General features: G+C 56.6%; 23 protein-coding genes. 14 read left to right on the top strand and 9 right to left on the bottom strand.

Annotation, left to right across the window (positions count from 1 at the left end; genetic code table 11):
- The first annotated feature begins 190 nt into the window (after positions 1 to 190).
- Together AC1MEE_RS08045 and AC1MEE_RS08040 are read left to right on the top strand one after the other, a co-directional pair.
- Positions 191 to 1,849, top strand: a complete 1,659-nt coding sequence (locus tag AC1MEE_RS08045) for a nitrite/sulfite reductase (protein ID WP_480414812.1) — start codon at positions 191 to 193, stop codon at positions 1,847 to 1,849.
- Positions 1,833 to 2,327 (top strand): DUF934 domain-containing protein, encoded by a 495-nt coding sequence (locus tag AC1MEE_RS08040; RefSeq protein ID WP_480414810.1) that lies wholly within the window; start codon positions 1,833 to 1,835, stop codon positions 2,325 to 2,327. The genes AC1MEE_RS08045 and AC1MEE_RS08040 overlap by 17 nt, the downstream gene beginning before the upstream one ends.
- Before the next feature lie 98 nt (positions 2,328 to 2,425).
- On the opposite strand, the gene sohB is transcribed toward AC1MEE_RS08040, so the two are convergent.
- Positions 2,426 to 3,448 carry a protease SohB gene (gene sohB / locus AC1MEE_RS08035; RefSeq protein WP_480414809.1) on the bottom strand — a complete coding sequence of 341 codons (1,023 nt, stop codon included), beginning with the start codon at positions 3,446 to 3,448 and terminating at the stop codon, positions 2,426 to 2,428.
- A gap of 208 nt (positions 3,449 to 3,656) precedes the next feature.
- On the opposite strand from sohB, the gene AC1MEE_RS08030 reads away from it, so the two are divergent.
- The 6 genes from AC1MEE_RS08030 to AC1MEE_RS08005 all read left to right on the top strand — a co-directional run bounded on the left by AC1MEE_RS08030 (position 3,657) and on the right by AC1MEE_RS08005 (position 8,955).
- Positions 3,657 to 4,367 (top strand): histidine phosphatase family protein, encoded by a 711-nt coding sequence (locus tag AC1MEE_RS08030; RefSeq protein ID WP_480414808.1) that lies wholly within the window; start codon positions 3,657 to 3,659, stop codon positions 4,365 to 4,367.
- Positions 4,368 to 4,436: 69 nt separating this feature from the next.
- Positions 4,437 to 4,751, top strand: coding sequence for an SCP2 sterol-binding domain-containing protein (locus tag AC1MEE_RS08025; protein WP_480414807.1), 315 nt, complete (start codon positions 4,437 to 4,439; stop codon positions 4,749 to 4,751).
- Positions 4,752 to 4,954: 203 nt separating this feature from the next.
- Positions 4,955 to 6,022, top strand: coding sequence for a phosphotransferase family protein (locus AC1MEE_RS08020; RefSeq protein WP_480414806.1), 1,068 nt, complete (start codon positions 4,955 to 4,957; stop codon positions 6,020 to 6,022).
- A gap of 24 nt (positions 6,023 to 6,046) precedes the next feature.
- Positions 6,047 to 6,814 carry an SDR family oxidoreductase gene (locus AC1MEE_RS08015; protein WP_480414805.1) on the top strand — a complete coding sequence of 256 codons (768 nt, stop codon included), beginning with the start codon at positions 6,047 to 6,049 and terminating at the stop codon, positions 6,812 to 6,814.
- Positions 6,815 to 6,945: 131 nt separating this feature from the next.
- Positions 6,946 to 8,100, top strand: coding sequence for a Gfo/Idh/MocA family protein (locus AC1MEE_RS08010; protein WP_480414804.1), 1,155 nt, complete (start codon positions 6,946 to 6,948; stop codon positions 8,098 to 8,100).
- A gap of 81 nt (positions 8,101 to 8,181) precedes the next feature.
- The gene (locus AC1MEE_RS08005; protein ID WP_480414803.1) at positions 8,182 to 8,955 is read left to right on the top strand and encodes a TSUP family transporter; all 774 of its coding nucleotides are present in this window, start codon (positions 8,182 to 8,184) and stop codon (positions 8,953 to 8,955) included.
- Here AC1MEE_RS08005 and nudC read toward each other — a convergent pair.
- Positions 8,929 to 9,765: an NAD(+) diphosphatase gene (gene nudC / locus AC1MEE_RS08000; RefSeq protein ID WP_480414802.1), complete on the bottom strand. Its 837-nt coding sequence runs from the start codon at positions 9,763 to 9,765 to the stop codon at positions 8,929 to 8,931. The genes AC1MEE_RS08005 and nudC overlap by 27 nt on opposite strands.
- Positions 9,766 to 9,842: 77 nt before the next feature.
- Positions 9,843 to 10,655 (bottom strand): crotonase/enoyl-CoA hydratase family protein, encoded by an 813-nt coding sequence (locus AC1MEE_RS07995; RefSeq protein ID WP_480414801.1) that lies wholly within the window; start codon positions 10,653 to 10,655, stop codon positions 9,843 to 9,845.
- A 312-nt stretch (positions 10,656 to 10,967) separates the two neighbouring features.
- On the opposite strand from AC1MEE_RS07995, the gene AC1MEE_RS07990 reads away from it, so the two are divergent.
- Both AC1MEE_RS07990 and AC1MEE_RS07985 read left to right on the top strand, forming a co-directional pair.
- The gene (locus AC1MEE_RS07990; RefSeq protein WP_480416178.1) at positions 10,968 to 12,449 is read left to right on the top strand and encodes an ATPase domain-containing protein; all 1,482 of its coding nucleotides are present in this window, start codon (positions 10,968 to 10,970) and stop codon (positions 12,447 to 12,449) included.
- A complete protein-coding gene (locus AC1MEE_RS07985; protein WP_480414799.1) occupies positions 12,446 to 14,476 on the top strand; it encodes a response regulator in 2,031 nt (676 codons plus the stop codon). Before AC1MEE_RS07990 ends, AC1MEE_RS07985 begins: the two co-directional genes overlap by 4 nt.
- 268 nt (positions 14,477 to 14,744) lie before the next feature.
- Here AC1MEE_RS07985 and AC1MEE_RS07980 read toward each other — a convergent pair whose 3' ends face one another.
- The 5 genes from AC1MEE_RS07980 to AC1MEE_RS07960 form a co-directional block, all read right to left on the bottom strand.
- A complete protein-coding gene (locus AC1MEE_RS07980) occupies positions 14,745 to 15,122 on the bottom strand; it encodes a response regulator (RefSeq protein ID WP_480414798.1) in 378 nt (125 codons plus the stop codon).
- A gap of 89 nt (positions 15,123 to 15,211) precedes the next feature.
- Entirely contained in the window at positions 15,212 to 16,393 is a 1,182-nt protein-coding gene (locus AC1MEE_RS07975; protein WP_480414797.1) for a hybrid sensor histidine kinase/response regulator, read from the bottom strand.
- A complete protein-coding gene (locus AC1MEE_RS07970; RefSeq protein ID WP_480414796.1) occupies positions 16,387 to 17,004 on the bottom strand; it encodes a chemotaxis protein CheB in 618 nt (205 codons plus the stop codon). The genes AC1MEE_RS07975 and AC1MEE_RS07970 overlap by 7 nt, the downstream gene beginning before the upstream one ends.
- Entirely contained in the window at positions 17,001 to 17,822 is an 822-nt protein-coding gene (locus AC1MEE_RS07965; RefSeq protein WP_480414795.1) for a CheR family methyltransferase, read from the bottom strand. Before AC1MEE_RS07965 ends, AC1MEE_RS07970 begins: the two co-directional genes overlap by 4 nt.
- A 68-nt stretch (positions 17,823 to 17,890) precedes the next feature.
- A complete protein-coding gene (locus AC1MEE_RS07960) occupies positions 17,891 to 21,376 on the bottom strand; it encodes a response regulator (RefSeq protein WP_480414793.1) in 3,486 nt (1,161 codons plus the stop codon).
- Between the two features lie 272 nt (positions 21,377 to 21,648).
- Here AC1MEE_RS07960 and AC1MEE_RS07955 point away from each other — a divergent pair, with 272 nt between their 5' ends.
- Together AC1MEE_RS07955 and AC1MEE_RS07950 are read left to right on the top strand one after the other, a co-directional pair.
- On the top strand, positions 21,649 to 22,017 hold the full coding sequence (locus tag AC1MEE_RS07955) for a response regulator (RefSeq protein ID WP_480414792.1): 369 nt from the start codon (positions 21,649 to 21,651) through the stop codon (positions 22,015 to 22,017).
- A 99-nt stretch (positions 22,018 to 22,116) separates the two neighbouring features.
- Positions 22,117 to 23,418, top strand: a complete 1,302-nt coding sequence (locus AC1MEE_RS07950) for a glycosyltransferase (protein ID WP_480414791.1) — start codon at positions 22,117 to 22,119, stop codon at positions 23,416 to 23,418.
- Between the two features lies 1 nt (position 23,419).
- On the opposite strand, the gene cobF is transcribed toward AC1MEE_RS07950, so the two are convergent.
- A complete protein-coding gene (cobF, locus tag AC1MEE_RS07945) occupies positions 23,420 to 24,187 on the bottom strand; it encodes a precorrin-6A synthase (deacetylating) (protein ID WP_480414790.1) in 768 nt (255 codons plus the stop codon).
- Between the two features lie 114 nt (positions 24,188 to 24,301).
- Here cobF and AC1MEE_RS07940 point away from each other — a divergent pair, with 114 nt between their 5' ends.
- Together AC1MEE_RS07940 and AC1MEE_RS07935 are read left to right on the top strand one after the other, a co-directional pair.
- Positions 24,302 to 24,667: a type II toxin-antitoxin system RelE/ParE family toxin gene (locus AC1MEE_RS07940; RefSeq protein ID WP_480414789.1), complete on the top strand. Its 366-nt coding sequence runs from the start codon at positions 24,302 to 24,304 to the stop codon at positions 24,665 to 24,667.
- Entirely contained in the window at positions 24,664 to 24,984 is a 321-nt protein-coding gene (locus AC1MEE_RS07935) for a helix-turn-helix domain-containing protein (protein ID WP_480414788.1), read from the top strand. Before AC1MEE_RS07940 ends, AC1MEE_RS07935 begins: the two co-directional genes overlap by 4 nt.
- The last annotated feature ends 20 nt before the right edge of the window (positions 24,985 to 25,004 follow it).

The raw sequence follows: 25,004 nt of genomic DNA, 5'->3' as shown, positions 1-25,004 counted from the left end.
AGTCGAGCATTGCCCATTGCTCAAGTAGGGTTATCCGATCGACTCTGGCCAGTTAGTTCTTTTGGTTCTTTGCATATACTCAAACTTCACTTTTGCGCATAACTGCAAACTGGTATCTTCCTTCGGCTCCGTTGGGAGTGCGCGGCCGTGCGCGCGGATTTGCTGTAAGCAGCCTGAGAACAGGACCTATATGTACGTATACGACGAGTACGATCAGCGGATCATCGAGGACCGCGTCAAGCAGTTCCGTGATCAGACCCGACGCTATCTGGCCGGAGAGCTGAGCGAAGAAGAGTTTCGCCCGCTACGCCTGCAGAATGGCCTTTATATTCAACGCTTTGCGCCGATGTTGCGGGTGGCTGTGCCTTATGGCCAGCTGACTTCACGTCAGGTGCGCATGATGGCCAAAATCGCCCGCGATTACGACAAGGGCTATGCCCACGTCAGCACCCGTCAGAACATCCAGTTCAACTGGCCGGCGCTGGAAGACGTGCCGGACATCCTGGCTGAGCTCGCGACTGTACAGATGCACGCGATTCAGACCAGCGGTAACTGCCTGCGCAACGTCACCACCGATCAATTTGCCGGTGTTGCAGCCGACGAATTGGTCGATCCGCGCCCATGGTGCGAGATCGTTCGGCAATGGACGACGTTCCACCCCGAATTCGCCTATCTGCCACGCAAATTCAAAATCGCCATCAATGGTTCGACCAGCGACCGTGTGGCCATTGAAGTGCACGACATCGGCCTGGAGCCGGTGCGCAACGCTGCGGGCGAACTGGGCTTCCGTGTCCTGGTAGGCGGCGGCCTTGGCCGTACGCCAGTGGTCGGGGCCTTCATCAATGAGTTCCTGCCGTGGCAGGACCTGTTGAGCTATCTGGACGCCATTCTGCGGGTTTACAACCGCTACGGCCGCCGTGATAACAAATACAAGGCCCGGATCAAGATCCTGGTCAAAGCGTTGACACCAGAAGTGTTCGCCGAAAGAGTCGACGCGGAAATGGCCCACCTCCGGGGGGGCCAGACCACCTTGACCGAAGCCGAAGTACAGCGCGTCGCCAGGCATTTCGTCGACCCTGAGTACAAAACCCTCAGCGATCAACACGCCGAACTGGCTCAGCTCGATAAAGAACACCCTGGTTTCGCTCGCTGGCGCACGCGCAACGTAATGGCGCACAAGAAGCCGGGTTACGCTGCCGTTACCTTGTCGCTCAAGCCGACGGGCGTCGCACCCGGTGACATCACCGACAAACAGCTCGACGGCATGGCCGATCTGGCCGACCGCTACAGCTTCGGTGAACTGCGCACCTCCCACGAGCAGAACATCATTCTGGCCGACGTCGAGCAGAGCCAATTGTTCGCGATGTGGGGCGAGCTGCGCGAGCAGGGTTTCGCCACGCCGAACATCGGTCTGCTGACTGACATCATCTGCTGCCCCGGTGGTGACTTCTGCTCGCTGGCCAACGCCAAATCGATCCCGATCGCCGAAGCCATCCAGCGTCGTTTTGACGATTTGGACTACCTGTTCGACATCGGCGAGCTGGACCTGAACATTTCCGGTTGCATGAATGCCTGCGGCCACCACCATGTTGGCCATATCGGCATCCTGGGCGTGGATAAAAAAGGCGAAGAGTTTTATCAGGTGTCCCTCGGCGGCAGCGGCAGCCGTGACGCCAGCCTGGGTAAAATCCTCGGCCCGTCTTTCGCTCAGGACGTGATGCCCGATGTGATCGAAAAGCTGATCAACGTTTACGTGGAAAAACGTAACGAAGATGAGCGCTTCATCGACACTTTCCAGCGTATCGGCATTGACCCTTTCAAGGAGCGCGTCTATGCAGCGAATCATTAAGAACAACGAAGTCATTGACGAGACCTGGCATTTACTGCCCAAGGACGCGACGCTCGACGACCTGCCCAACTGTGACGACCTGATCGTGCCGCTGGCGCTGTGGATGGATCATGGTCACGCCCTCAAAGCGCGTGACGGCGGCCTTGGCGTGTGGCTGGACAGCGACGAAGAAGCCGAGGAAATCGGCGACGACGTCCACCAGTTCCAGGTCATCGCCCTGAACTTCCCGGCGTTCACCGATGGGCGCAGCTTCTCCAATGCACGCCTGCTGCGTGATCGGTACGGCTTCAAAGGCGAACTGCGGGCGATTGGCGATGTGCTGCGCGACCAATTGTTCTACATGCGCCGCTGTGGCTTCGACGCCTTTGCGATTCGTCCCGATAAAGACCCGTATGAAGCCCTTGAAGGCCTCAAGGATTTCTCGGTGACCTATCAAGCCGCTACCGACGAGCCGTTACCGCTGTTCCGCAGACGCTGATTGCGACTGAAAAAAAGCCCGGGCCTCTATCGAGCTCCGGGCTTTTTGCTGTCAGTTGTGTCCTCGTCACACAGAGCGTGTGACGAGGCAACTTATGCCTACCAAAAACGTTGCTGAGTCAATCGACTCCACCAGCTCAATAGCACACGATCTACCGAACTGCTGGCAGCAAGACCTACCCGCTCCTGCAAACTTTTGCGTTCGGAGTAATGCAAATGGAAGACTTCAGCGACCTTGGCGCGCTCAGACAGGTATTCGTCACTGGTCTTGAGTTCATCCACCAACTGGTTGTCCAGCGCCGCCATGCCGAGCCAGACTTCGCCGGTGGCCACTTCGTCAATGGCCAGTTGTGGGCGGTAGCGGGCCACGAAGTTCTTGAATAGCGTGTGAGTGATGTCCAGCTCTTCCTGGAACTTCTCTCGACCCTTCTCGGTGTTTTCGCCAAACACAGTCAAGGTGCGTTTGTATTCACCGGCCGTCAGCACTTCAAAATCGATGTCATGCTTTTTCAACAGGCGGTTGACGTTGGGCAACTGCGCCACCACGCCAATGGAGCCCAGAATGGCAAAGGGTGCGCTGATGATCTTGTTGCCAATACAGGCCATCATGTAGCCGCCACTGGCCGCGACTTTATCGATGCAGATGGTCAGTGGTATGCCCGCCTGACGAATACGGGCCAATTGCGAGGAAGCCAGGCCATAGCTGTGAACCATGCCCCCACCGCTTTCCAGGCGCAGGACCACTTCGTCCTTGGCCGTGGCCAGGATCAGCAGAGCGGTAATTTCATGGCGCATGCTTTCGGTCGCGGAGGCTTTGATGTCGCCGTCGAAATCCAGCACGTACACCCGAGGCTTGGGTTCGGCCAGTTTCTTCTCCTTTTTCAGACTTTTGCCTTGCTCCTTGCGCAAGGCCTTGAGCCGATCCTTATCCAGCAACGATTGCTCAAGACGCTCGCGCAGTCCTTTATAGAAATCATTGAGCTTGCTGACCTGCAACTGGCCGGCAGACTTGCGGCGACCTTTGCTCCGCAGTGAGGCGAACGCCGCCAGCACGATCAGGATGGCGACCACCAGGGTGACCGTCTTGGCCAAAAAGTTTGCGTACTCGACAAGAAACTCCACAGTTACTCCTTACAGACTTTGTGCCCCTCCAACCAAGGGGCTATGAATCACTCAAGCATACCGGCGCGCCCTGCAGACGACCAGTCTGCGCGCATGTAGCAATACATTCAGCAAACAACTATTCAAACAAGCGTATGTTTTTTCATTGACAGGCTTTGAGCATCCTCATAACCTCGCGAAACCTTCAACGTACCGGGATGACGTGGACGTGGGCAGCATCTATTTGATTCGACATGGCCAAGCCTCCTTTGGTGCAGACGACTATGACGTTTTGTCGCCCACGGGTATTCGCCAGGCCGAGATACTCGGCGCACACCTGGCACAGCTAGGTTTAAGCTTTGATCGTTGCCTGTCTGGGGACCTGCGTCGCCAACAGCATACCGCTCAGGCGGCAATGGCCCAACTCAACGCGGCCGGACAAGCCACGCCCCCGCTTGAAATCGATTCAGCCTTCAATGAATTCGATGCCGACGCAGTGATCCGTGCTCTGCTCCCGGCGATGCTCCCTGATGAACCTGAAGCCCTGCATGTTCTGCGCAATGCCGCGCAAAACCGCGCCGAGTTCCAGCGGCTGTTCGCCTTGATCATCGGCCGCTGGCTCAGTGGCAACCACGACACGCCGGGGCTGCAAAGCTGGCTCGGCTTCGTCGAGCAGGTTCAGTCGGGCTTGCACAAGGTTCTCGAGGGGGCCGGCAGCAAAGACCGGATCGCCATTTTCACCTCCGGCGGCACCATCACCGCCCTGCTCCACCTGATCACCCAACTGCCCGCACGGCAGGCGTTCGAACTTAATTGGCAAATCGTCAATACCTCGCTCAACCAGCTTAAATTCCGCGGTCGCGAGGTAACCCTGGCTTCCTTCAACAGTCATGCGCACCTGCAACTGTTGAAGGCGCCGGAGCTCATCACTTATCGCTGAGCCCGGCCCACCGCGACTTGATAGGTCGCTAGAAACCTAACCACAAGCCCCATCCAAAAGGATAAAACCATGACCTCAGTAGCCGACGCCGTTCAAGCAATGAAAGCCAAGTTCAACCCAAGTGCCGCTGTAGGTCTGGACCTGGTTTTCGGCTTCCGTATCGATGACGACAAAAACTACTCGCTGATCGTCAAAGACGGCACGTGCGAACTGCAAGAAGGCGAAAACACCAACGCCAATGTGACCCTGGTCATGGACAGCGACACCCTCAAAGGTATCGTCAGCGGCGACACCGACGGCATGCAGGCTTTCATGGGCGGCAAGCTGCGCGCTGAAGGCGACATGATGCTGGCGATGAAACTGAGCGAGCTGTTCCCGGTTTAAGAACCGACAGCGATACACACAAAACCGAGGTCTCAGGGCTTCGGTTTTTTTTCGCCTGCTCGTCGCAGGTTCGCAGCGATAAAAGCCAATGATTGGCCTGCAACACGCTCACCTATAAGGCCGTTTCCAGCTTGTGAGCGGACAGTGGCCGCATTAGATTAGTCAATAATCTCTGCACTCCATAATAAGCAGAAGGGATAAGCATGGCGCTTACTGACCAGTCCACCAAGATCCGCTCTGGCGAAGAACTCGACGCCAGCCTCATCGACCCTTACCTCAAGGCGCATATTCCCGGCCTTAGTGGCTCGCCTGAGATCAGCCAGTTTCCGGGCGGTGCCTCGAACCTGACGTACCTGATTCAATACCCGGATCAGGAGTTCGTTCTGCGCCGTCCGCCTTTTGGCCATAAAGCCAAGTCCGCCCACGACATGGGCCGCGAATACCGCATCCTGACCCAATTGAGTGAGGGCTTCCCCTACTGCCCCAAGGCGTACGTGCACTGCACGGACGAGACGGTGATTGGCTCTGAGTTCTATGTCATGGAGCGCGTCAACGGCATCATCCTGCGCTCCGACCTGCCGCCTGAGTTGAACTTCGACGCTCAGCAAACCGAAGCACTGTGCAAAAATTTTATCGACAAGTTCGTCGAGCTACACCAGGTCGACTACAAGGCCTGTGGCCTCGCGGACCTGGGCAAGCCCGAAGGTTATGTCGAGCGCCAGATCGGTGGCTGGAGTGATCGCTACGAAAAAGCCCTGACCCCCGACGCGCCGAGCTGGGAAAAGGTCAGGACCTGGCTCAAGGAAAAGATGCCGGCCGATCACCCGGTCTCCAGCATCGTGCACAACGACTATCGCTTCGATAACGTGATTCTCGACCCGACTAACCCGATGCAAATCATCGGCGTACTGGATTGGGAACTCACCACGATTGGCGACCCGCTGATGGACCTGGGCAACACCCTGGCTTACTGGATCGAAGCCGGTGATCCAGCGCCCGTGCAACTGATGCGCCGCCAGCCCAGCCATGCCCCCGGCATGCTGACCCGCCGTCAGTTCGTCGATTACTACGCCGAGCGTTCCGGAATCCAGATCGACAACTTCGACTTCTACTACACCTACGGCCTGTTCCGCCTGGCCGGCATCGTGCAGCAGATCTACTACCGCTTTTTTCATGGCCAGACCCAGGACAAACGCTTTGCGCAGTTCATTCAAATGAACAAGCTGCTGGAGCAGATGAGCCTGCAAGTGATCGATAAATCCAGCCTTTGATTGTGACGATATAAGGAAGACAACATGTCCAAGACCCAACTGTTCGACCTCGACGGCAAAATCGCTTTCGTTTCCGGCGCCAGCCGCGGTATCGGTGAAGCCATTGCCAAACTATTGGCCCAGCAAGGCGCTCACGTCATCGTCTCCAGCCGCAAGATCGATGGCTGCCAGCATGTGGCCGACGCGATCATCGCCGACGGCGGCAAGGCCACGGCGATTGCCTGCCATATTGGCGAGATGGAACAGATCAGCAGCGTGTTCGCGCAGATTCGCGAGCAGTTTGGGCGCCTGGACATCCTGGTCAATAACGCCGCGACCAACCCGCAATTCTGCAACGTGCTGGACACCGACCTGAGCGCATTCCAGAAAACCGTGGACGTGAACATTCGCGGCTACTTCTTCATGTCCGTGGAAGCCGGCAAGTTGATGCGTGAAAACGGCGGCGGCAGCATCATCAACGTGGCCTCGATCAACGGCATCTCGCCGGGCGTGTTCCAAGGCATCTATTCGGTGACCAAGGCCGCCGTGATCAACATGACCAAAGTATTTGCCAAGGAATGCGCAGCCTTCGGCATCCGTTGCAACGCCCTGCTGCCAGGCCTGACCGACACCAAATTCGCCTCGGCGCTGGTGAAGAACGACGCGATCCTGAACATGGCCCTGGCGCAGATCCCGCTCAAGCGCGTGGCTGCCCCCAGTGAGATGGCCGGCGCAGTGTTGTATCTGGCGAGTGATGCCTCCAGCTACACCACCGGTGTTTCGTTGAATGTGGACGGTGGCTTTCTTTCCTGATTGCCACACTTCAGTACACGAAAAGGCAGCCTTCGGGCTGTCTTTTTTATGGGCACAACAAAGAATATAAATTCCATAAATAACAAATAGAGAATATATTTTCCGAACAACAATTTCAAAAGGGCTTTGTCATGCGCGAATTTTTCATACCTGAACCTTCTATGCCTACGCTGGGGATTGGCCTGATCGGCACGGGCTTCATGGGACGGGCGCATGCCATGGCCTTTCGCAACGTCAGCGCCGCGTTCCGGTTACCAGTACGGATTCACCTCGCGGCGCTGGCCGATGCCGATGCCGCGCGTGCCGCGCAATGCGCTGACGACTGGGGTTTCGACCATGTCCACGGCGACTGGCAACAATTAATCGACAATCCCGATGTGCAACTGGTGGCGATCACCACACCCAATCATCTGCACTACCCCATGGCCATGGCCGCATTGGCCGCTGGCAAAGCAGTGTATTGCGAAAAACCCTTGGCAGTCAGCCTCGCCCAGGCCGATGCAATGCGTCGGGCGGCCAGCGCCGCCGGGGTGGTCACGCGCGTAGGTTACAACTACCAGCACAACCCGATCATCGGCCTGGCACGGCAGATGATCGCAGAGGGTGAACTGGGCGAAATCGTCAGTTTTCAGGGCGAGTTCAGCGAAGATTTCATGGGTGATCCGACAACACCCTGGTCATGGCGCTGCGAAGCGGCCCACGCTGGCGGCGCTCTGGCGGATCTGGGCAGCCACTTGTTGGCACTGGCCCGCCATCTGTTGGGTGATATCGACGCGGTATGTGCCGACTCTCATACTGTGCATGCCCAGCGTCCGACAGCCGCGGGCAGCAGGGAACTGCGCAACATCGCCGTGGATGATCAAACCCACGCGCTGCTGCGCTTCGCCAACGGTGCACGCGGTACGTTCAGCAGCAGTTGGCTCAAGCATGGTTACAAAAATCACCTGAGTTTCGAAATCAGTGGCACACGGGGCACTCTCGCGTTCGATCAGGAGCGACTCAACGAATTGCGGGTCTACCGCACAGGCCAGGCCGGCCTGGATGGCTTCCAGCGAATACTCGCCGGACCGGCTCTGCCCGGGTACGCCGCGTTCTCCCCGGCGCCAGGGCATCAGTTGGGCTACAACGAATTGAAGACGCTGGAAGTCCATGCCGTGATTCAGGCGGTCTGCGGCCAAGGCAATGAAGGGCCGGATTTCGAAGAAGCGTGGCAGGTCGAGCGATTGGCGGCGGCGATTCGGTTGGCGGCTCAGGAGCAGCGTTGGGTCAAGGTTGATGAGCTGTAGGCTGGCGAAGCCGGTTATGGGTAAAATGGCCGCCTTCTGGCGCAGCCATTCTGCCCAACGTCGTATAAGTCGATCCCTCCCATGCCTTTTGAACTCAGCGTTGACCTGACCACCCTCGCCATTCTCGCCGCCGTCGCTTTTGTTGCAGGTTTCATCGATGCCATCGCCGGGGGTGGCGGCTTGTTGACCACCCCTGCGCTGATGACCGCCGGGCTTCCACCGCATCTGGTCCTCGGCACCAACAAGCTCAGCTCGACCTTCGGTTCGGCGATGGCGAGCTACACCTTTTTCCGGCGCAAGCTGTTCGATCCCAGGCAATGGCTCCACGCCTTGATTGGCACGGCCGTCGGGGCGTCGATCGGCGCAGTGGTTGCGCATTATCTGCCTGCAGAATGGATCAACCAGATGCTGCCGGTGATCGTGTTCGGGTGCGGCCTGTACTTGCTGTTCGGCGGCACACCCAAGGCGCCGCTGGACAGCAACGCACCGATCAAGAAGAAGTGGCAACTGCCCCAAGGGCTGGGACTGGGTTTTTATGACGGTGTCGCCGGGCCTGGCACAGGCGCGTTCTGGACGGTCAGCAGTCTGCTGCTCTACCCACTGGATCTGGTAAAAGCCAGCGGCGTGGCGCGCAGCATGAACTTCGTCAGCAATGCCGCGGCGCTGTCGGTATTCATTTTCTCCGGCCAGGTCGACTGGCTGATCGGCCTGAGCATGGGCTCGTCACTGATGATCGGGGCCTTTTTTGGGGCTCGTACGGCCATTCAGGGCGGCGCAAAATTTATCCGCCCAGTGTTCATTATCGTGGTGCTGGGGCTGACCGTGCGCCTAGCCTGGCAACACTGGCTCAACTGATCCTGAGCGCCGGGCCAGATACAGATCGATCAGATAGCGCGCAATGGAACGGCTGGCCGGTAGCGGTGGCAAGTCGTTGATGTGAAACCAGCGCGCGTCTTCGATCTCATCAACCTGCGGGACAATCTCGCCACCCGCGTATTCGGCATGGAACCCGAGCATCATCGAATGCGGAAACGGCCAGCACTGGCTGCCCATGTATTGGATGTTCTGGACTTCTATCTGCACCTCTTCCATCACTTCGCGGCGTACGCAGTCCTCGGCAGACTCCCCCGGCTCGGCGAACCCTGCCAGGGTGCTGTAGACGCCAGCGACGAAGCGCGGCGAGCGCGCCAGCAAGATCTCATCACCCCGGGTGATCAGCACGATCATGCTCGGTGAAATACGTGGGTAGTGACGCAAATCGCACTGCGCACAGTACATCGCGCGTTCGCCCGACACTTGCAGCATCTCCTGACCACAACTGCCACAGAACCGATGTTCCCGAGCCCAAGTGCTGATCTGCGCGGCATAGCTGAGCTTCTTGTAGATGTCGAAGTCATCCTCCAGCATGAACTGGCGAAGCCCTTGCCAAGTGCAACCCTCGACTTCAACCGGGTGCTTGAGTACCAGTATATAGACCGGCTCACCATCAAAATGGCCGATACCATGTTCACTCAGCACCGGCAGATCCTGACGCTTGAGCCATTCCCGAGGGAACATCACGCCATTGCTATCAAGCAGAAAACCCTGGGCACTGTGGACCACGGCCCAACCGCCGCTGAGCTGGGTATCGAGAATGGCAGTTGTCCAACGCTTGGGGGCTGTCATGAAAAATCTCCTCTGCTTGCGCAAGTCACGTTGACCGCTTGCGGCTCAGTGCCCGGTTCGGCCTTCATTGTTGAGCTTTAATTGTCGAAGGCGGCTTTCTGTTTGCTCATGTGCGCGGTCATCGCCAGCCGCAGGTCCGCTGATTGCAACATTGCCGCGTTCCAGGTCGCTATATACTCAAGGCCGTCATCGATCCGATGGTCGCGCATGTAGCTGATCATTTCCTTGGTACCGGCGATGGCGATCGGCGACTTGCTGGCAATGTCTCGGGCAATGGCCAACACACCTTCCAGCAGGCTCGGCGTGTCGACGAACGTGCGGTTGACCAGGCCGATACTGCGCGCCTCTTCTGCACCCATAGTACGCCCGGTGTAGGCCAGTTCGCGCAACATACCGTCGCCGATGATACGCGGCAGACGCTGCAAAGTGCCGACGTCCGCCGCCATGCCCATGTCGATTTCCTTGATCGAGAATTGTGCATCTTCAGCGGCGTAACGCATATCACAGGCTGAAATCAAATCGATGGCACCACCCAGGCAGTAACCCTGAATGGCTGCCAACACCGGTTTGCGACAGTTATCCACGGCGTTGAAGGAGGCCTGCAATTGCAGAATCTTGCGGCGCAGCAAGCGTGCATTACGCCCGACATCCTTACCCAGTTCAGTGGCAACCGAGGCCAGCAGCATCAGGTCGATGCCTGACGAGAAGTGTTTGCCCGCACCACTCAAGACCACGACACGCACCTCGTCCGTTTCATCGATCCACTGGAAAATATCGATGATTTCAGTCCAGAACGCGGCGTTCATGGCGTTGACCTTTTCCGGCCGATTAATCTGCACATGGGCGATGTTGTCGTTCAGCTCGACGTGAAAGGCTTGGTAATCAGACACGGCAGTCATCCTCGAAAACTCATAATGATGGGCAATGGCAGGTTTGAATGGCGCTCAGACTATAACAAGCCTGCCCGGTCAGCCGTAAGGTTGCGGTTGTGCCATTTACAGGACGATGACAGGCATTCATTTGGTTGGAGAAGTTCTAAAAGAAACTACCACGAAAGTGTGAACGGTCAGAGTGGGCTGCGGTCCAGAGATAAGACAGTCATTGAATCGGGCCATGCTGTGTGCACCCCGCAGCCAGACTGTTCGAGCAGTCGAATCATGGTTGCACGAATACTTTCCCAGGTCGTAAGGGGGCGATTCTTGATGACATCAAAAGCGGCAACCGGCATTGTTGGTCTGGACGACATCCTCTCGGGTGGCCTTTCTCGCAGTCATGTTTTCCTTGTCGAAGGTGAACCCGGAACCGGCAAAACGACGGTAGCCCTGCAGTTTCTGCTGGCAGGCGCCAGAGCGGGTGAACGCTCGCTGTACATCACCCTTTCAGAAACCGAGCGCGAACTGCGCGAAAGTGCGCTGTCCCACGACTGGGAGTTTGATAGCAACATCGAGCTCTACGAGCTGACGCCACCGGAAAGCTTGCTCAATGCCGAGAATCAGCAAAGCCTGCTGTATTCATCCGACCTGGAGTTGGGTGAAGCGACCCGGCAAATTTTTGAAGTGGTCGAGCGCGTCAGGCCAATCCGCGTGGTTATCGACAGTCTTTCGGAAATTCGTCTGCTGGCACAAAGCTCTCTGCGCTATCGACGACAGATATTGGCGATCAAGCATTACTTCGCGCGCTATGACGCCACCGTGTTGCTGCTGGATGACCTGACTGCCGAGTCCCTGGACAAGACCGTGCACAGTGTCGCCCATGGTGTCATTCGACTTGAAGAACTGACCCCCGACTATGGCGCTGAACGGCGCCGTCTTCGGGTGGTGAAATACCGCGGGCAGAAATATCGCGGTGGTTTCCACGACTTCACCATCATGGCTGACGGTGTTCATGTGTTCCCTCGTCTTGTGGCCGCGGAACATCGTAGCCGCTACGAACGCACGCAGCTGAGTAGCAGAATTACCGAATTGGACGCATTGCTTGGCGGTGGTATCGAGGGCGGCTCCAGCACACTGATCCTTGGCCCGGCCGGTACCGGAAAAACACTGATCGCGCTGGTGTTCGCGGCCGCAGCAGTGTCTCGAGGCGAAAAGGTCGGGCTGTTTGTCTTCGACGAAGAGATGGGCCTGCTGTTCGAGCGCATGAAAAAAATGGGCATTGACCTGGATGCGCTGCAAGCCACCGGTAACTTGATGATCGAACAAGTGGACGCAGCAGAGTTGTCGCCGGGTGAGTTCTCCCATCGGGTGCGACGATGCGTCGAAGAAAAGCAGATCAAAACCGTCGTCATCGATAGCATCAACGGTTATCAGGCAGCGATGCCCGGAGAAAACGCAGTGATTCTGCATATGCATGAATTGCTGCTCTATTTGAATCGCCAAGGCGCTTCGACCTTCATGACCGTAGCCCAACATGGGCTGGTCGGTGATATGCGAGCGCCCGTGGACATTACCTACCTGGCGGACACCGTGATTCTGCTGCGCTATTTCGAAGCATTGGGCGAGGTTCGTCGGGCCATTTCCATTATCAAAAAACGCACTGGCACTCACGAGTCGACCATTCGAGAATACCGGATCGGCAGTCAGGGCTTGAAGATCGGCGCTCCACTGGATGCCTTTCAAGGCGTGTTGCGCGGGGTTCCCCACTACTACGGGGAGAGCAAACCGCTGATGCGGGATGAAAACGCGTGAGCATTCCGGGACCGTTATCCGAGCGGACGATCATCCTGGCTCCCCACGGCCGAGACAGTCAGATTGCGTTGATGCTTCTCGAAGAGGCAGGTTTCGCGGCGCTGATCGCCTCCGATTTACCACAGCTGTGCAAAGAGCTGGCGGCCGGGGCCGGACTGGCAATCATCGCTGACGAAGCCTTGCACGACACAGACATAAGCCCATTGCTGGCCCTTATGGATCAGCAGCCTGCCTGGTCGGATATGCCCATCGTGTTGCTGACCCATCACGGTGGGCCGGAGCACAACCCATCGGCCAGGCTTGGCGCTCATCTGGGCAACGTGACGTTTCTGGAGCGCCCTTTTCATCCGGCCACGCTGGTCAGTCTGGTGACGACCGCACTTCGCAGTCGTCGCCGACAATACGAAGCGCGCGTGCGGATGGAAGACATTCTGGAAAGCGAACAGCGTTTGCAGAATGCGCTGAAAGCCGGGCGTCTGGGCTCTTGGCAGCTTGAGGCCGTTGACCTGAACCTGACCTGCTCGGCGATCAGCAAGTCCCATTACGGGCGCGACGAAGAAGACACATTCACCTATGACGACTGGCTGAAGTCAGTGTTTGCCGACGATCAGTCCCGGATGCAATCGGCTCTGCAGCACAGCTTGCAGTCAGGCGATGACTACATTATCGAGTACCGTAATGTCTGGCCCGATGGTTCACTGAACTGGATCGATGTGCGTGCCCGGGCGATTCGCGGCAAGGATGGCAAAGTCAGTTCGCTGATGGGCGTGACCTCCGATATCAGCGAGCGAAAACAGGGCGAGGAGCAAATTCATCGTCTCAACGAGACCCTTGAACAACAGGTCGAAGAGCGGACTTCACAACTCAGGCACAACGAAGAAGCGCTACGCCAGTCACAAAAAATGGAAGCGGTCGGCCAGCTCACCGGCGGTATTGCTCACGACTTCAACAACATGCTGACCGGCATCATCGGCAGTCTTGAGCTGCTGCGAAGGCGCCTGGCACGTGGGCGTACCAAGGACCTGGACAGCTTGATCGATCTGGGCGTGACCTCGGCCAACCGCGCCGCAGCACTGACTCATCGCCTGCTGGCCTTTTCACGTCGGCAGTCGCTCGATTCAAAACCGGTGCAGATGAATCAACTGATCAACTCCATGGGCGAGTTGATCCATCGCAGCCTCAACGAAAGCATCCACCTGGACATGCACCTGAATGATCACTTGTGGACCGCGGAGGCCGACCCCAATCAGCTGGAAAACGCCCTGCTCAATCTGGTACTCAACGCCCGAGATGCGATGCCAGAAGGCGGCCAATTGACGATCAGCACGCTCAATCAGCGTTTGGACAAAAACTTCACTGACGACCAGGAAAATCTCCAACCGGGGGATTATGTGGTCCTCAGCGTCAGCGATAGTGGCTGCGGCATGCCACAAAGTGTGGTCAATCGGGCGTTCGACCCTTTCTTCACCACCAAACCGATTGGTCAGGGCACCGGCCTTGGCCTGTCGATGATCTACGGCTTCAGCAAGCAATCCCATGGTCACGTGTCCATCCAGAGCGAAGTGGGCGTCGGCACCACCGTTCGGCTGTATCTGCCACGCTTTCGCGGTGAGGACGGTCACGACGACCTCAGCTATCAAAGCAACGCCACCTATGCCAAAGCAGGTGAAACCGTGCTGATCGTCGAAGACGACCCGGTCGTTCGCGTGCTGGTCAGCGAAGTACTCAGCGAGCTGGGTTATGCCTTTGTCGAAGCCAGGGACGCCGGTACCGCAGTGCCGATTCTCGAGTCCGGGCAGCGCATCGACTTGATGATCAGTGACGTCGGCCTGCCTGGCATGAATGGCCGGCAATTGGCCGAAATAGGCAGGCAATTACGTCCGAACCTGAAAGTCCTGTTTATCACCGGCTATGCCGAACATGCCGCCGTGCGGGCAGGCTTTCTCGACGCAGGCATGCAGCTGATCACCAAGCCATTCGCTTTCGATCACCTGACGGCCAAAGTGCGGGAGATGATTGGGGTTTAAGACCTCAACCCACTCCTATCAAACAAGCTATAACCCATTGATAAATAAAATATAAATCTTAAGTCCGGCACCGATCGACTGTAGGAGCTGACTTGTCTGCGATCGGCTGCGAAGCAGTCGCAAATAGGCTGGACACGATATCGCTGGAAGGTCCTTCGGCCCTTTTCGCAGACAAGTCAGCTCCTACAGGGGGACCGTGTTTGCTGCGCGACAGCGCGGCGCGGAATTTCCCTACAGAGCCCGGGCGGGCACAGAATTGCAATTCCAGTCAACACAGCAGACTTTTGATTTGGGTATGCAGGCTGTCCAGGGTAAAGGGCTTGGCCAGGATGGGGGCCTTGAGGGCGATAGGGCTTCCAGACTCAATAATTTCTGCGGGATAACCACTGATGAAAATCACTTTCAATTCAGGTCGTAACTTCACGGCAGGTTCCGCAATCATCACGCCCGACACCCCACCCGGCAGGCGGTAGTCGGTGATCATTAAGTCCAGGTTTGGTTTGCTGGCCAGAATCTCGAACGCCTGTTCGCCGTTTTCCGCCTGCAGAACCCGGTAGCCCTCGCCTGCGAGATAATCGGCGAGCAGCATCAGGATCAGTGGTTCGTCTTCGACGATGAGTACGACATTTTCTGCATCAGAGCTCATGAATGTGCCTTAGATCTTTTAGTTGCTGCCATTACGACCATGGTGTGCGGCGTAGGTTGCGCTGTCCGTCGGATAAATACCGATGGGTATCAAAGAGGCAGACACACCCTGAACAACGCCCCCTTGCCCTCCTCGCTTTCTACGCTGATCGAACCACCGTGGGCGGTGACGATCTGCTCCGATATGAACAAGCCCAGCCCCAAACCTGCGATGACCTGCTTGGCCGATACTCGCTCGAATTGCTGGAAGATCCGCTTCTGGTTTTCTTCGCTGACGCCGATGCCCTGATCGAGTACATCCACCCGTGCTTGCCCGGCCTCGCAGTACACCCGCACATCGATCGGTCCACGCGCACCATAGCGCAGCGCGTTGGTCAGCAGGTTGGCAACTACCTGCTCGATACGGAACTCGTCCCAGGTACCGACGACCGGCTGCTCTGCGGTAAACGAGACCGTCGATTCGGCGGCCGAAATTTGCGCAGAGAAGTTCTCCAGCAAATTGTTGACCAACTGCGCCAGATCGAAACGGTTGGGGCGAATCGACAGTTTGCCTGTACGAATACGCGAGACATCGAGCATGTCTTCGATCAAGCGAATCAGGCTCTGAATCTGCCGCTCATCGCGGTCAACCATGGCGCGCAGCTTGTCCAGGGTAAACGCGGCGGTGTTGTCTTTGGCCAGATGCAGTTTGCGCAGCTGGGTTTCCAGAATCAGGCCGTTGAGCGGTGTGCGTACTTCATGGGAGACAATCGACATAAAGTCATCGCGCATCCGCACCGCATGCTCCAGCTCGTTCTGCGTAGCCTGGAGCTGCTTGAGCAAGGCCTCCTGCTCTTGTCGACTCTGTTCGAGGGCTTCAACTTGCTGCTTCATGGCTTTGCGTTGACGATAAAGGTCGACGAACACGTTGACCTTGCTCTTCACCGCATGGATATCCAGCGGTTTGTGCAGAAAGTCCACTGCACCGCTTTCGTAGCCCTTGAACGCGTAATTCAGTTCGCGACCGGCGGCGCTGACAAACACGATAGGAATGTTTTTGGTTTTCTCGGTGCTGCGCATCAGTTCTGCCAGCTCGAAGCCATTCAGCCCCGGCATCTGCACATCGAGAATGGCCAGAGCGAATTCATGCTGCAACAACAGCGAGAGCGCCTCGTCCGCAGACAAGGCTTTATAGACCGCGCGGTCTTCGCACTTGATCAACGCCTCAAGAGCCAACAGATTTTCTGGCAGATCATCGACGATCAGCAGTTTGGCTCGAATTTCACTTAGCATGCAGTTCTTTCCAGCTCGACAAGCAGTTGGCCGATGTCGTGTAAAGGGAGGATGTAATCCGGCGCACGCAACGCCCACGCCGCTTCCGGCATGACGGGCGCTTGAGCCTGCATGGGGTCCTGAATCACCGTCAGTCCGCCGTATTGTTTGATCAAGGACAGCCCTCGAGCACCGTCTTGATTGGCTCCGGTCAGCAATACGCCTGCCAGCCGTGGCCCATAGGCATCGGCAGCAGACTCGAAAAGAATGTCGATGCTGGGCCGTGAATAGAAAACGCGCTCTTCCTGGCTAAGGGACAGGCTAAAGTCCTTTTCTACCGACAAATGATAACCGGGGGCGGCAAAGTACAACGTGCCGGGAACAATCATCTCTTTGTCGTCGACTTCTTTGACGGGAATGGGCAGGCGTTGCTGAAAAACCTCAGCCAACCAACTACGGCGCTCGTCACGGACATGCAGGACGGCGATGATCGGCAGGCCGAAACCCGGGGTCAGCACGGAGAAAACCTTCATCAGGGCTTCCACCCCACCCGCCGATGCTCCGATGACAATCGCATCGACAATAGGCAAAGACCTGAGGGATCTGTGACTGTGTTCTTCAGTCGTTTTCATGACTTTCGGTAGATCCGCTCCTTCTTGACCAACGCCTCGAAATCTTTGCGATAGGCGGAGAAGTCGAGTGTTTCCTTGCTGCCCAGCACGAGAAAGCCCCGATGGCAGAGCGAGTCATGAAACAAGCCAAGCGCTCGATCCTGAAGTTTTTTATTAAAATAAATCAGTACGTTACGACACGATATTAATTGAGTTTCTGAAAAGACGCTGTCGGTCGCCAGGCTGTGATCAGCGAACGTTACGTTCTCACGCAGGGTCTTGTCGAAAATCGCGTTGTCGTACGCCGCGGTGTAGTAATCGGAAAACGCGCGCTTTCCGCCAGCCTTCTGATAGTTCTCGTTATAGACACGGATATTTTCCAGGGAAAAAATCCCCTGCTTGGCCTTCTCCAGCGAGCTGGGGTTGATGTCGGTCGCATAGAGGATGGTTCGCTCAAGCAACCCCTCCTCGCGCAGCAGGATGGCCATTGAATAGACCTCCTCCCCGGTGCTGCAACCGGCAATCCAGATCTTGATCGAGGGATAAGTCTTGAGCAGCGGAACCACTTCCTGACGGATCACCAGAAAATGCCCCGGATCGCGAAACATCTCACTGACGGGAATGGTCAGGAGCTGCAGCAATTGCATGAACGCTGAAGGATCGTGCAGCACACGCTCCTGCAAGGCCGAAATGGTTTTGCAGTCAAACTGGCGCAACGCATGATTGACCCGGCGCTTGACCGACGCACCGGAGTAATCACGAAAGTCGTAGCTGTATTTGAGGTAAATGGCCTCGATCAACAAGCGCAATTCAATTTCAGCGTTTTGCTCAAGCGACATGACGCAAATCCGGATACTCGATGCTGAGAGTCAACTTAGTGGCTTCAAAACTGGATACGTTCAATCAATCAGATGCGTTCCATTTTTGGCAGCCATACACGAATCAGCGAAAACAAGCGGTCAAGGTCGATGGGTTTGGCCAGGTAATCGTTGGAGCCGGCCTGCAGGCAGCGCTCTTGATCGTCCTTCATGGCCTTGGCCGTTACCGCAATGATCGGCAGTTTGCGCCAGCGTGGATCCTTGCGGATTTCTATGGTCGCCTCGTAGCCGTCCATCTCGGGCATCATCACATCCATCAATATCAGGTCGATGTCGTCGACTTCATTGAGCTTGCTGATGGCTTCTCGACCATTTCGAGCAATTTCAACCACAGCGCCCTTGTGTTCCAGGGCACTGGTCAGCGCAAAAATGTTGCGTACGTCATCATCCACCACCAGGATCTTGCGACCCTCGAAGACTTTGTCGCGGCTGCGGGCGGTCTTGAGCATCTTCTGCCGTTCGTTGGACAGCTGCGATTCGACCTTGTGCAGGAACAGCGTCACTTCATCGAGCAAACGTTCCGGCGAGCGAGCGCCCTTGATGATGATTGAGCGCGAATACTTGAGCAGCTCGGCCTCTTCATCACGGGTCAGGTTGCGCCCGGTGTAGACGATCACTGGCGGGAATGCACAGATGTCATCGGTGGACATGCGCTTGAGCAGGTCGTTGCCGAGCATGTCTGGCAGTTTGAGGTCGATGATCATGCAGTCATAGACGTTATCGCGCAGCAACTCCAACGCATCCTGAGCGAACCCGACGGCCGTGATCTCGATGTCATCGTCACCGATCAGCCGCGCGATACTGTCGCGTTGCAGGGCATCGTCCTCGACCAGCAGGATGCGCTTGACCTTCTGTGTCAGCTTGGCTTCGAGCTTGGCAAAGACATCCTTGAGCTCTTCGCGGGTGGTCGGCTTGACCACATAGCCGACGGCGCCCATGTGCATGGCGGCTTCCTGACGATCTTCGACCGAGATCACGTGCACCGGGATATGTCGGGTCTGCGCCAGTTCCTTCAAGCGTTGCAACACCGTCAGACCTGAATGATCCGGCAGACGCATGTCCAGCAGTATCGCGTCGGGCATGAACTGCGCGGCGAGGTTAAAGCCGTCGTCAGCGGCGTGGGCTACCAGACACTGATAACCCAATTCGTGGGCCAGATCGTAAAGAATCTGCGCGAAGCTAACCTCATCCTCGATAACCAGAATGCAGCGGCTGCTGAAGGGGCTGTTGTCTCGGTCATCGGCAAAAGCTGGAACGGGCGTCGGCACAACAACGGGGGCAATGACCGGGGCCACCGCCACAGGTGCCGCGACCGCAACCGGTTGCTCACCGTATTCGAGCTGAACCTGTTCAACGTAGTGCTCAGGCAGCACCAGGGTGAAGATACTGCCCTGCTCCGGCGCGCTGGTGACGGTGATGGAGCCACCGAGCAATCTGGCCAGATCGCGGGAAATCGACAATCCCAGACCTGTGCCGCCATACCGCCGATTGGTGGTGCCGTCGGCCTGACGGAACGCCTCGAAGATGCTTTCCTGCTGGTCTTCGATAATCCCGATCCCCGAGTCGCGGACAGTGAAGGTAATGCCCTCGCCCGGCTGACGCGACACCGTCAGGCTGACGCTGCCGTGCTCGGTAAACTTGATCGCGTTGGACAACAGGTTTTTCAGAATTTGTTCCAGTCGTTGGCGGTCGGTGAACAGCAGCGCGGGTGTTCCGGTCTGCAGTTCGACCTGGAAATCGAGCTTTTTGTCTACCGCCAAGGGTTGAAACATGCCACGCAAGCCTTCGACCAACCGCGCCACGCTGGTGTTTTCCGGGCGCATGTCGAGCTTGCCGGCTTCGACTTTGGAAATATCGAGAATGTCATTGATCAAGTTGAGTAGGTCATTGCCTGCCGAATAGATCGACTCGGCAAATTTGACCTGCTCGGCCGTCAGATTCTCCGTCGGGTTTTCCGCGAGCAATTTCGCCAGAATCAGTGTGCTGTTGAGCGGGGTGCGCAACTCATGGGACATGTTGGCGAGGAATTCGGATTTGTATTTGCTGGAGCGTTGCAGCTCTTCGGCCCGCGCCTCGAGTTCGACCTGCGCAACACTCAGCTCTTCGTTATTGCGGTCCAGCGCATCGCGCTGATCAGCCAGGGCCTGGCCCTGTTCGGCCAGTTGCTCATTGGTCCGCTCAAGTTCCGCCTGTTGGGTTTCCAGATGGACCTGGGATTCCTTGAGGATCCGCGACTGCTCTTCAAGCTCTTCGTTGGCGGTTTTGAGCTCTTCCTGTTGTACCTGCAACTCTTCATTGAGTTGCTGGGTTTCAGCGAGGATTTCCTGCAAACGCTGACGGTAACGCGCCGCTTCGATCGAAGTGCCAATGTTATCGGCTATCACCTCGAGGAGTTCGACATCACGCTCGGTCAGGGCCCGTAAAAATCCCAACTCAATCACGCCGTTGACCTGATCGTCATTGCGGGTCGGCACTATCAGGACGCTGCGCGGTAAGCCTTCGCCCAAACCCGAGCTGACCTTGAAGTAATCACCCGGTACATCGTTCAGGGTGATGATTTTGTCCTGCTGAGCCGCCTGACCAATGATGCCCTCGTCGCTGTAAACCGACTGTTCACGCTGTTCCTGCTCACGAGATAAACCGTAGGACGCCATGCGCTTAAAACCGCCATGCTCCTGGCGGACATACATCGCCGCCACGACCGAGCCCAGGTAATGAGCGAAAAACTGCAACACATTGCGACCCAACAGATTCACTGTCAGTTGTCCCAGCACCTGCTCAGCCAGTTCGCTTTGCCCGTTGCGCAGCCACGCCACATGCTGCAGGCGTTGAGCATTGTTCTCTTGCAGCTTCAGGTTTTCACTGTAACTGACTGATAGCGCTAACATATCGCGGCGACCGATGTACGCCAGCAACGCGCTGATCGAGAGGACGAAGATGAGGTACAGACTGATGCTGAGCACGGTCGTGTGGGTAACGTCTTCGTTGCGATTGATGCGCAGTTGCTGCTCCATCGCCACGGCTTGATCGTATTCGCTGCGAATCTCGTCGGACAACCGCTTGCCTTGCCCGGCCTGAATTGGGCTCAGGTAGTCGCCGTTTTGTCGACGCAGAGTGATCATTTCCTGCGCAAAATCGTTCCAGTCATTCTGCAACGCAGACAGTCGCTTGAAGCGATCTACCTGTGGAGGGTTGTCGTCGACCAACGCTTCCAGCCCTTTGAGTTCAGACTTGATCCCGGGTTTGGCCACTTCGTAGGGGTCAAGAAAGTGCTCATCTCCCGTCAATAGAAACCCGCGCATGGCGGTTTCCATGTCAATCGACAGTTTGAGTGAATGGTTAGTGTTGTTGATCACACGGTCAGTGTGTTCGACCCATTGGATCACCGACAATAAATAAGTAATCAGCGCAATAAAGAACACCGCGCTCAGCACGCCGACGCCCAAAGGCAGGCTGACATTGCGGCTCAGCATTTTACGGAAGCGTTGCTCGTCAATCGAAGACAGCTTGTTCATCAGGACGCCCAGGCGAATTCATCGAATTCACGGAGTTTGCCGTAAACGTCAGCAAAAGACTTGATTTCTAATACTGGAAGCGGAAATTTCAGGCACAAGGCCATGACGTTTCCTGGCTAAATTTTTTTCTGGATGAAAAGTGAACAAAAAAATATCCGAATGGATACTTTTTCAAGTTGTTGGGAACTTGTAGTCATCTTCTACTCACTTATTAACGAGCAGAACAGAGACAATCAGGCTCGAACCACCGCCTTTTCTACAGGGAGCACACCATGTCCGCACCAGCCAGCACCATCCTCGTGGTCGAAGACGACAATATAGTGCGTATGTTGATCGTCGACGTGCTTGAAGAGCTGGAGTACACCGTGTTCGAAGCCGCTGACGGTGAGGCCGCGCTCGCCCAACTGGGCGATGCTCAAAAAGTCTTCGACCTGCTGATGACTGATCAAGGATTGCCTGACATGCAAGGCAGCGACCTGGCGACCGCCGCCCGACAATTGCGCCCCACCTTACCCGTGCTGTTCGCCAGCGGCTACGCGGAAAACCTGGAGGTTCCGAAGGACATGTACATCATTGGCAAGCCGTTTTCCATCGATCAACTGCGCGACAAGGTGAAGGGAATTTTGAACCCAAGGGGCTGATGCTCAGCTTCTTGCGCAGCTGCAAACCTGTCGAGGTCAGTGCCTGTTAGCCGCCCTGTGGTTTAATTGCGCACCCTGCCCACCAAGGAACCTCCGTCCATGAGCCAGACCCACTCGAGCGCACCCACCCACGTGCTCATTATTGGTTACGTCTGGCCAGAGCCGTGCTCGTCGGCAGCGAGTGGGCACATGATGCAATTGATCGAATGCTTTCGGGAGCAAGGCTGGCAGATCACATTCAGCAGCCCGGCGACCGAGGGCGAGCATAAAGCTGATCTTGCGGCCCTGGGCATTACCGAGATTGGCATTGAGCTCAACAACAGCAGCTTCGACGCGTTCATTGCCGAACTCCAGCCCGACATCGTGTTGTTCGACCGTTTCATGATGGAAGAACAATTTGGCTGGCGCGTGGAGAAGCACTGCCCTAGTGCCCTGCGCGTTCTCGAAACCTCAGACCTGCAAAGCTTGCGCGACGCGCGCCATCAACTGTTCAAAGATCACCTGAAGACAAGTCCTGAACTTGATGATTTTACTGATTTTTTCAGACTTTCATCTCAGGCCGTTTTCCAACCTATGGCAGCAAGTGACCTTGCCCAGCGCGAAATTGCCGCTATCTACCGCTCAGATATCAGCCTGATGACTTCCGACGTAGAAATCGACCTGCTCGTTGATCAGTTCAGGGTACCCAAGGCGTTGTTGCAGTGGTGCCCGTTGATGCTTGACGGCAGTCCCGCCAGCGCGCGGCCGTTCGAAGAGCGTGCGCACTTTCTCAGCATCGGTAATTTTCGCCATGTGCCGAACTGGGATGCAGTGTTATGGATGAAAAACACCATCTGGCCGCTGATTCGCCAACAGTTGCCATCCGCGCAACTGCACATCTACGGCGCCTATACCCCGCCCAAAGCCACCGCTCTGCACAATGCAGCGCAAGGGTTCCACGTAATGAACTGGGCCGAAGATGCGCTGGAAGTGATGTCCGGGGCGCGAGTCTGCCTGGCACCCTTGCGCTTCGGCGCCGGTATCAAAGGCAAAATCATCGATGCGATGATCTGCGGCACGCCCAATGTGACCACCCCTATCGGCGCCGAAGCCATGAGCGGTGAACTGCCGTGGCCGGGTGTGATCGCCACCAGCGCCAGCGCTATTGCTGCCGCCGCCGTCGAGCTTTATCGGGATGAAAGCCTGTGGACCCAGGCGCAAGCCAAGGGCTGGGCGTTATTGGCAGCGCGTTATCAACACAAGCAACACTGCGCGAGCCTGATTGCCCGGATTGAGGCCTGTCGGCAGAGCTTGCAGCAGCATCGAACCGATAACTTCACGGGGGCGATGTTGCGTCACCATCATCATAAAAGCACTCAGTACATGGCTCAGTGGATCGAGGCGAAGAACCGCAAGGTTTGAGTCAGATCGGCTCGATCGGCTTGCGCAACAAGTAAGTGTCCATGATCCAGCCTTTCTCGCGTCTGGCGGCTTCGCGGACGCGCTGGATTTCAGCACTGACGTCCTTGAGCTTGCCGGCGATCAGGATTTCATCCGGAGTGCCCAGATACGCGCCCCAATAGATGTACAGATCGCTATCGGTCAGGGTATCGAACGTACAATGTGCGTCGAGCATCACCACGACGTTCTCTATACTTTCGACGTCCTGCTGCGCCAATCTCCGCCCCGTGGTGATCTGGATCGGCTCGCCAATGCGGTTGAGTGGAATCCGGTGCTGGGCGACCAACGCCTGTACGCTGGTGATGCCTGGAATGACCTGGTAATCGAACGACTGCGCGCCGCGCTCCAGTACCCGGTCGAGAATTCGCAAGGTGCTGTCGTACAGCGATGGATCGCCCCACACCAGAAAGGCGCCGACCTCCCCTTCGGCCACTTCATCGCCAATCAGTTGCTCGAACAACACCGCACGCTGCTCATGCCAGGTCTCGATGCCGAGTTGATAGGACTGCGGATCGTCTTTGCGTTGCGGATCCTGAATCTGCACCACGCGGTAATTGTCGCCCGTGATGTAGCGCTGGCAGATATCCCTTCTCAACCGCAACAGATCGTCATTGGCATAGCCCTTGTCCAGGATGAAAAACACGTTCGCCTGATTCAACGCGTTGATGGCCTGGACCGTGATCTGTTCCGGATTGCCTGCACCAATGCCGATCAGCAGGATTTTTCTCATCAGGTAACAACTCCGAAGTGGCGTGGTTTTCATGCGTGTGGATAGTGAACACCATATGCAATGGAAGCAAAAGCGACACATTGACTTTATCCCCATATAGGTATAATTTCGCCCATGTCATATGGATATGAAAAGCCACTATTCTGGGTGGCCAGTAGCAAAAAGGACCTGAGCACCATGCCTGAAGAAGTCCAGGACACGTTCGGCTTTGCCCTCCACCTTGCTCAGCACGGTGGCAAGCACCCTCAAACCAAACCACTCAAAGGTTTCGGCGGAGCGGGCGTGCTGGAAGTGGTCGAGAACGTTGATGGCAACACTTACCGGGCTGTCTATACCGTACGCTTTGGCGCAGCTATCTATGTTCTTCATTGCTTTCAGAAAAAGTCCACCAAGGGCATTCAGACGCCGCAGCCTGAGATCGCGATGATCAAGGCTCGCTTTATGGCGGCAGAGCATCACTCGAAAGGATCACCAACATGACTGAAATCGAAACCGGCAGCGGTAATGTCTATGCCGACCTGGGTCAGGCCGACGCAAGCGAAATGCTGGTCAAGGCGCAACTGGCCGCAAAAATCGGTAGCATCATCAAGGCGCGACACCTGACTCAAGTCCAGGCCGCCGAAATTCTTGCCATGCCTCAACCCAAGGTCTCGGAAATGCTTCGGGGCAAGTTTCGTGGCATCAGCGAATCAAAAATGATCGATTGCCTTGCTCGTCTGGGTCGTGACGTCCAAATTGTCATCAAGGCCGCACCACGTTCTCGACGTGAAGGACGTGTTGAAGTGGTATTTGCCTGATCCATCATTCCTGACGATTC

Source organism: Pseudomonas sp. ASL3 (genome assembly GCF_056680425.1).
This window is presented reverse-complemented; position numbering and strand designations above follow the sequence as displayed.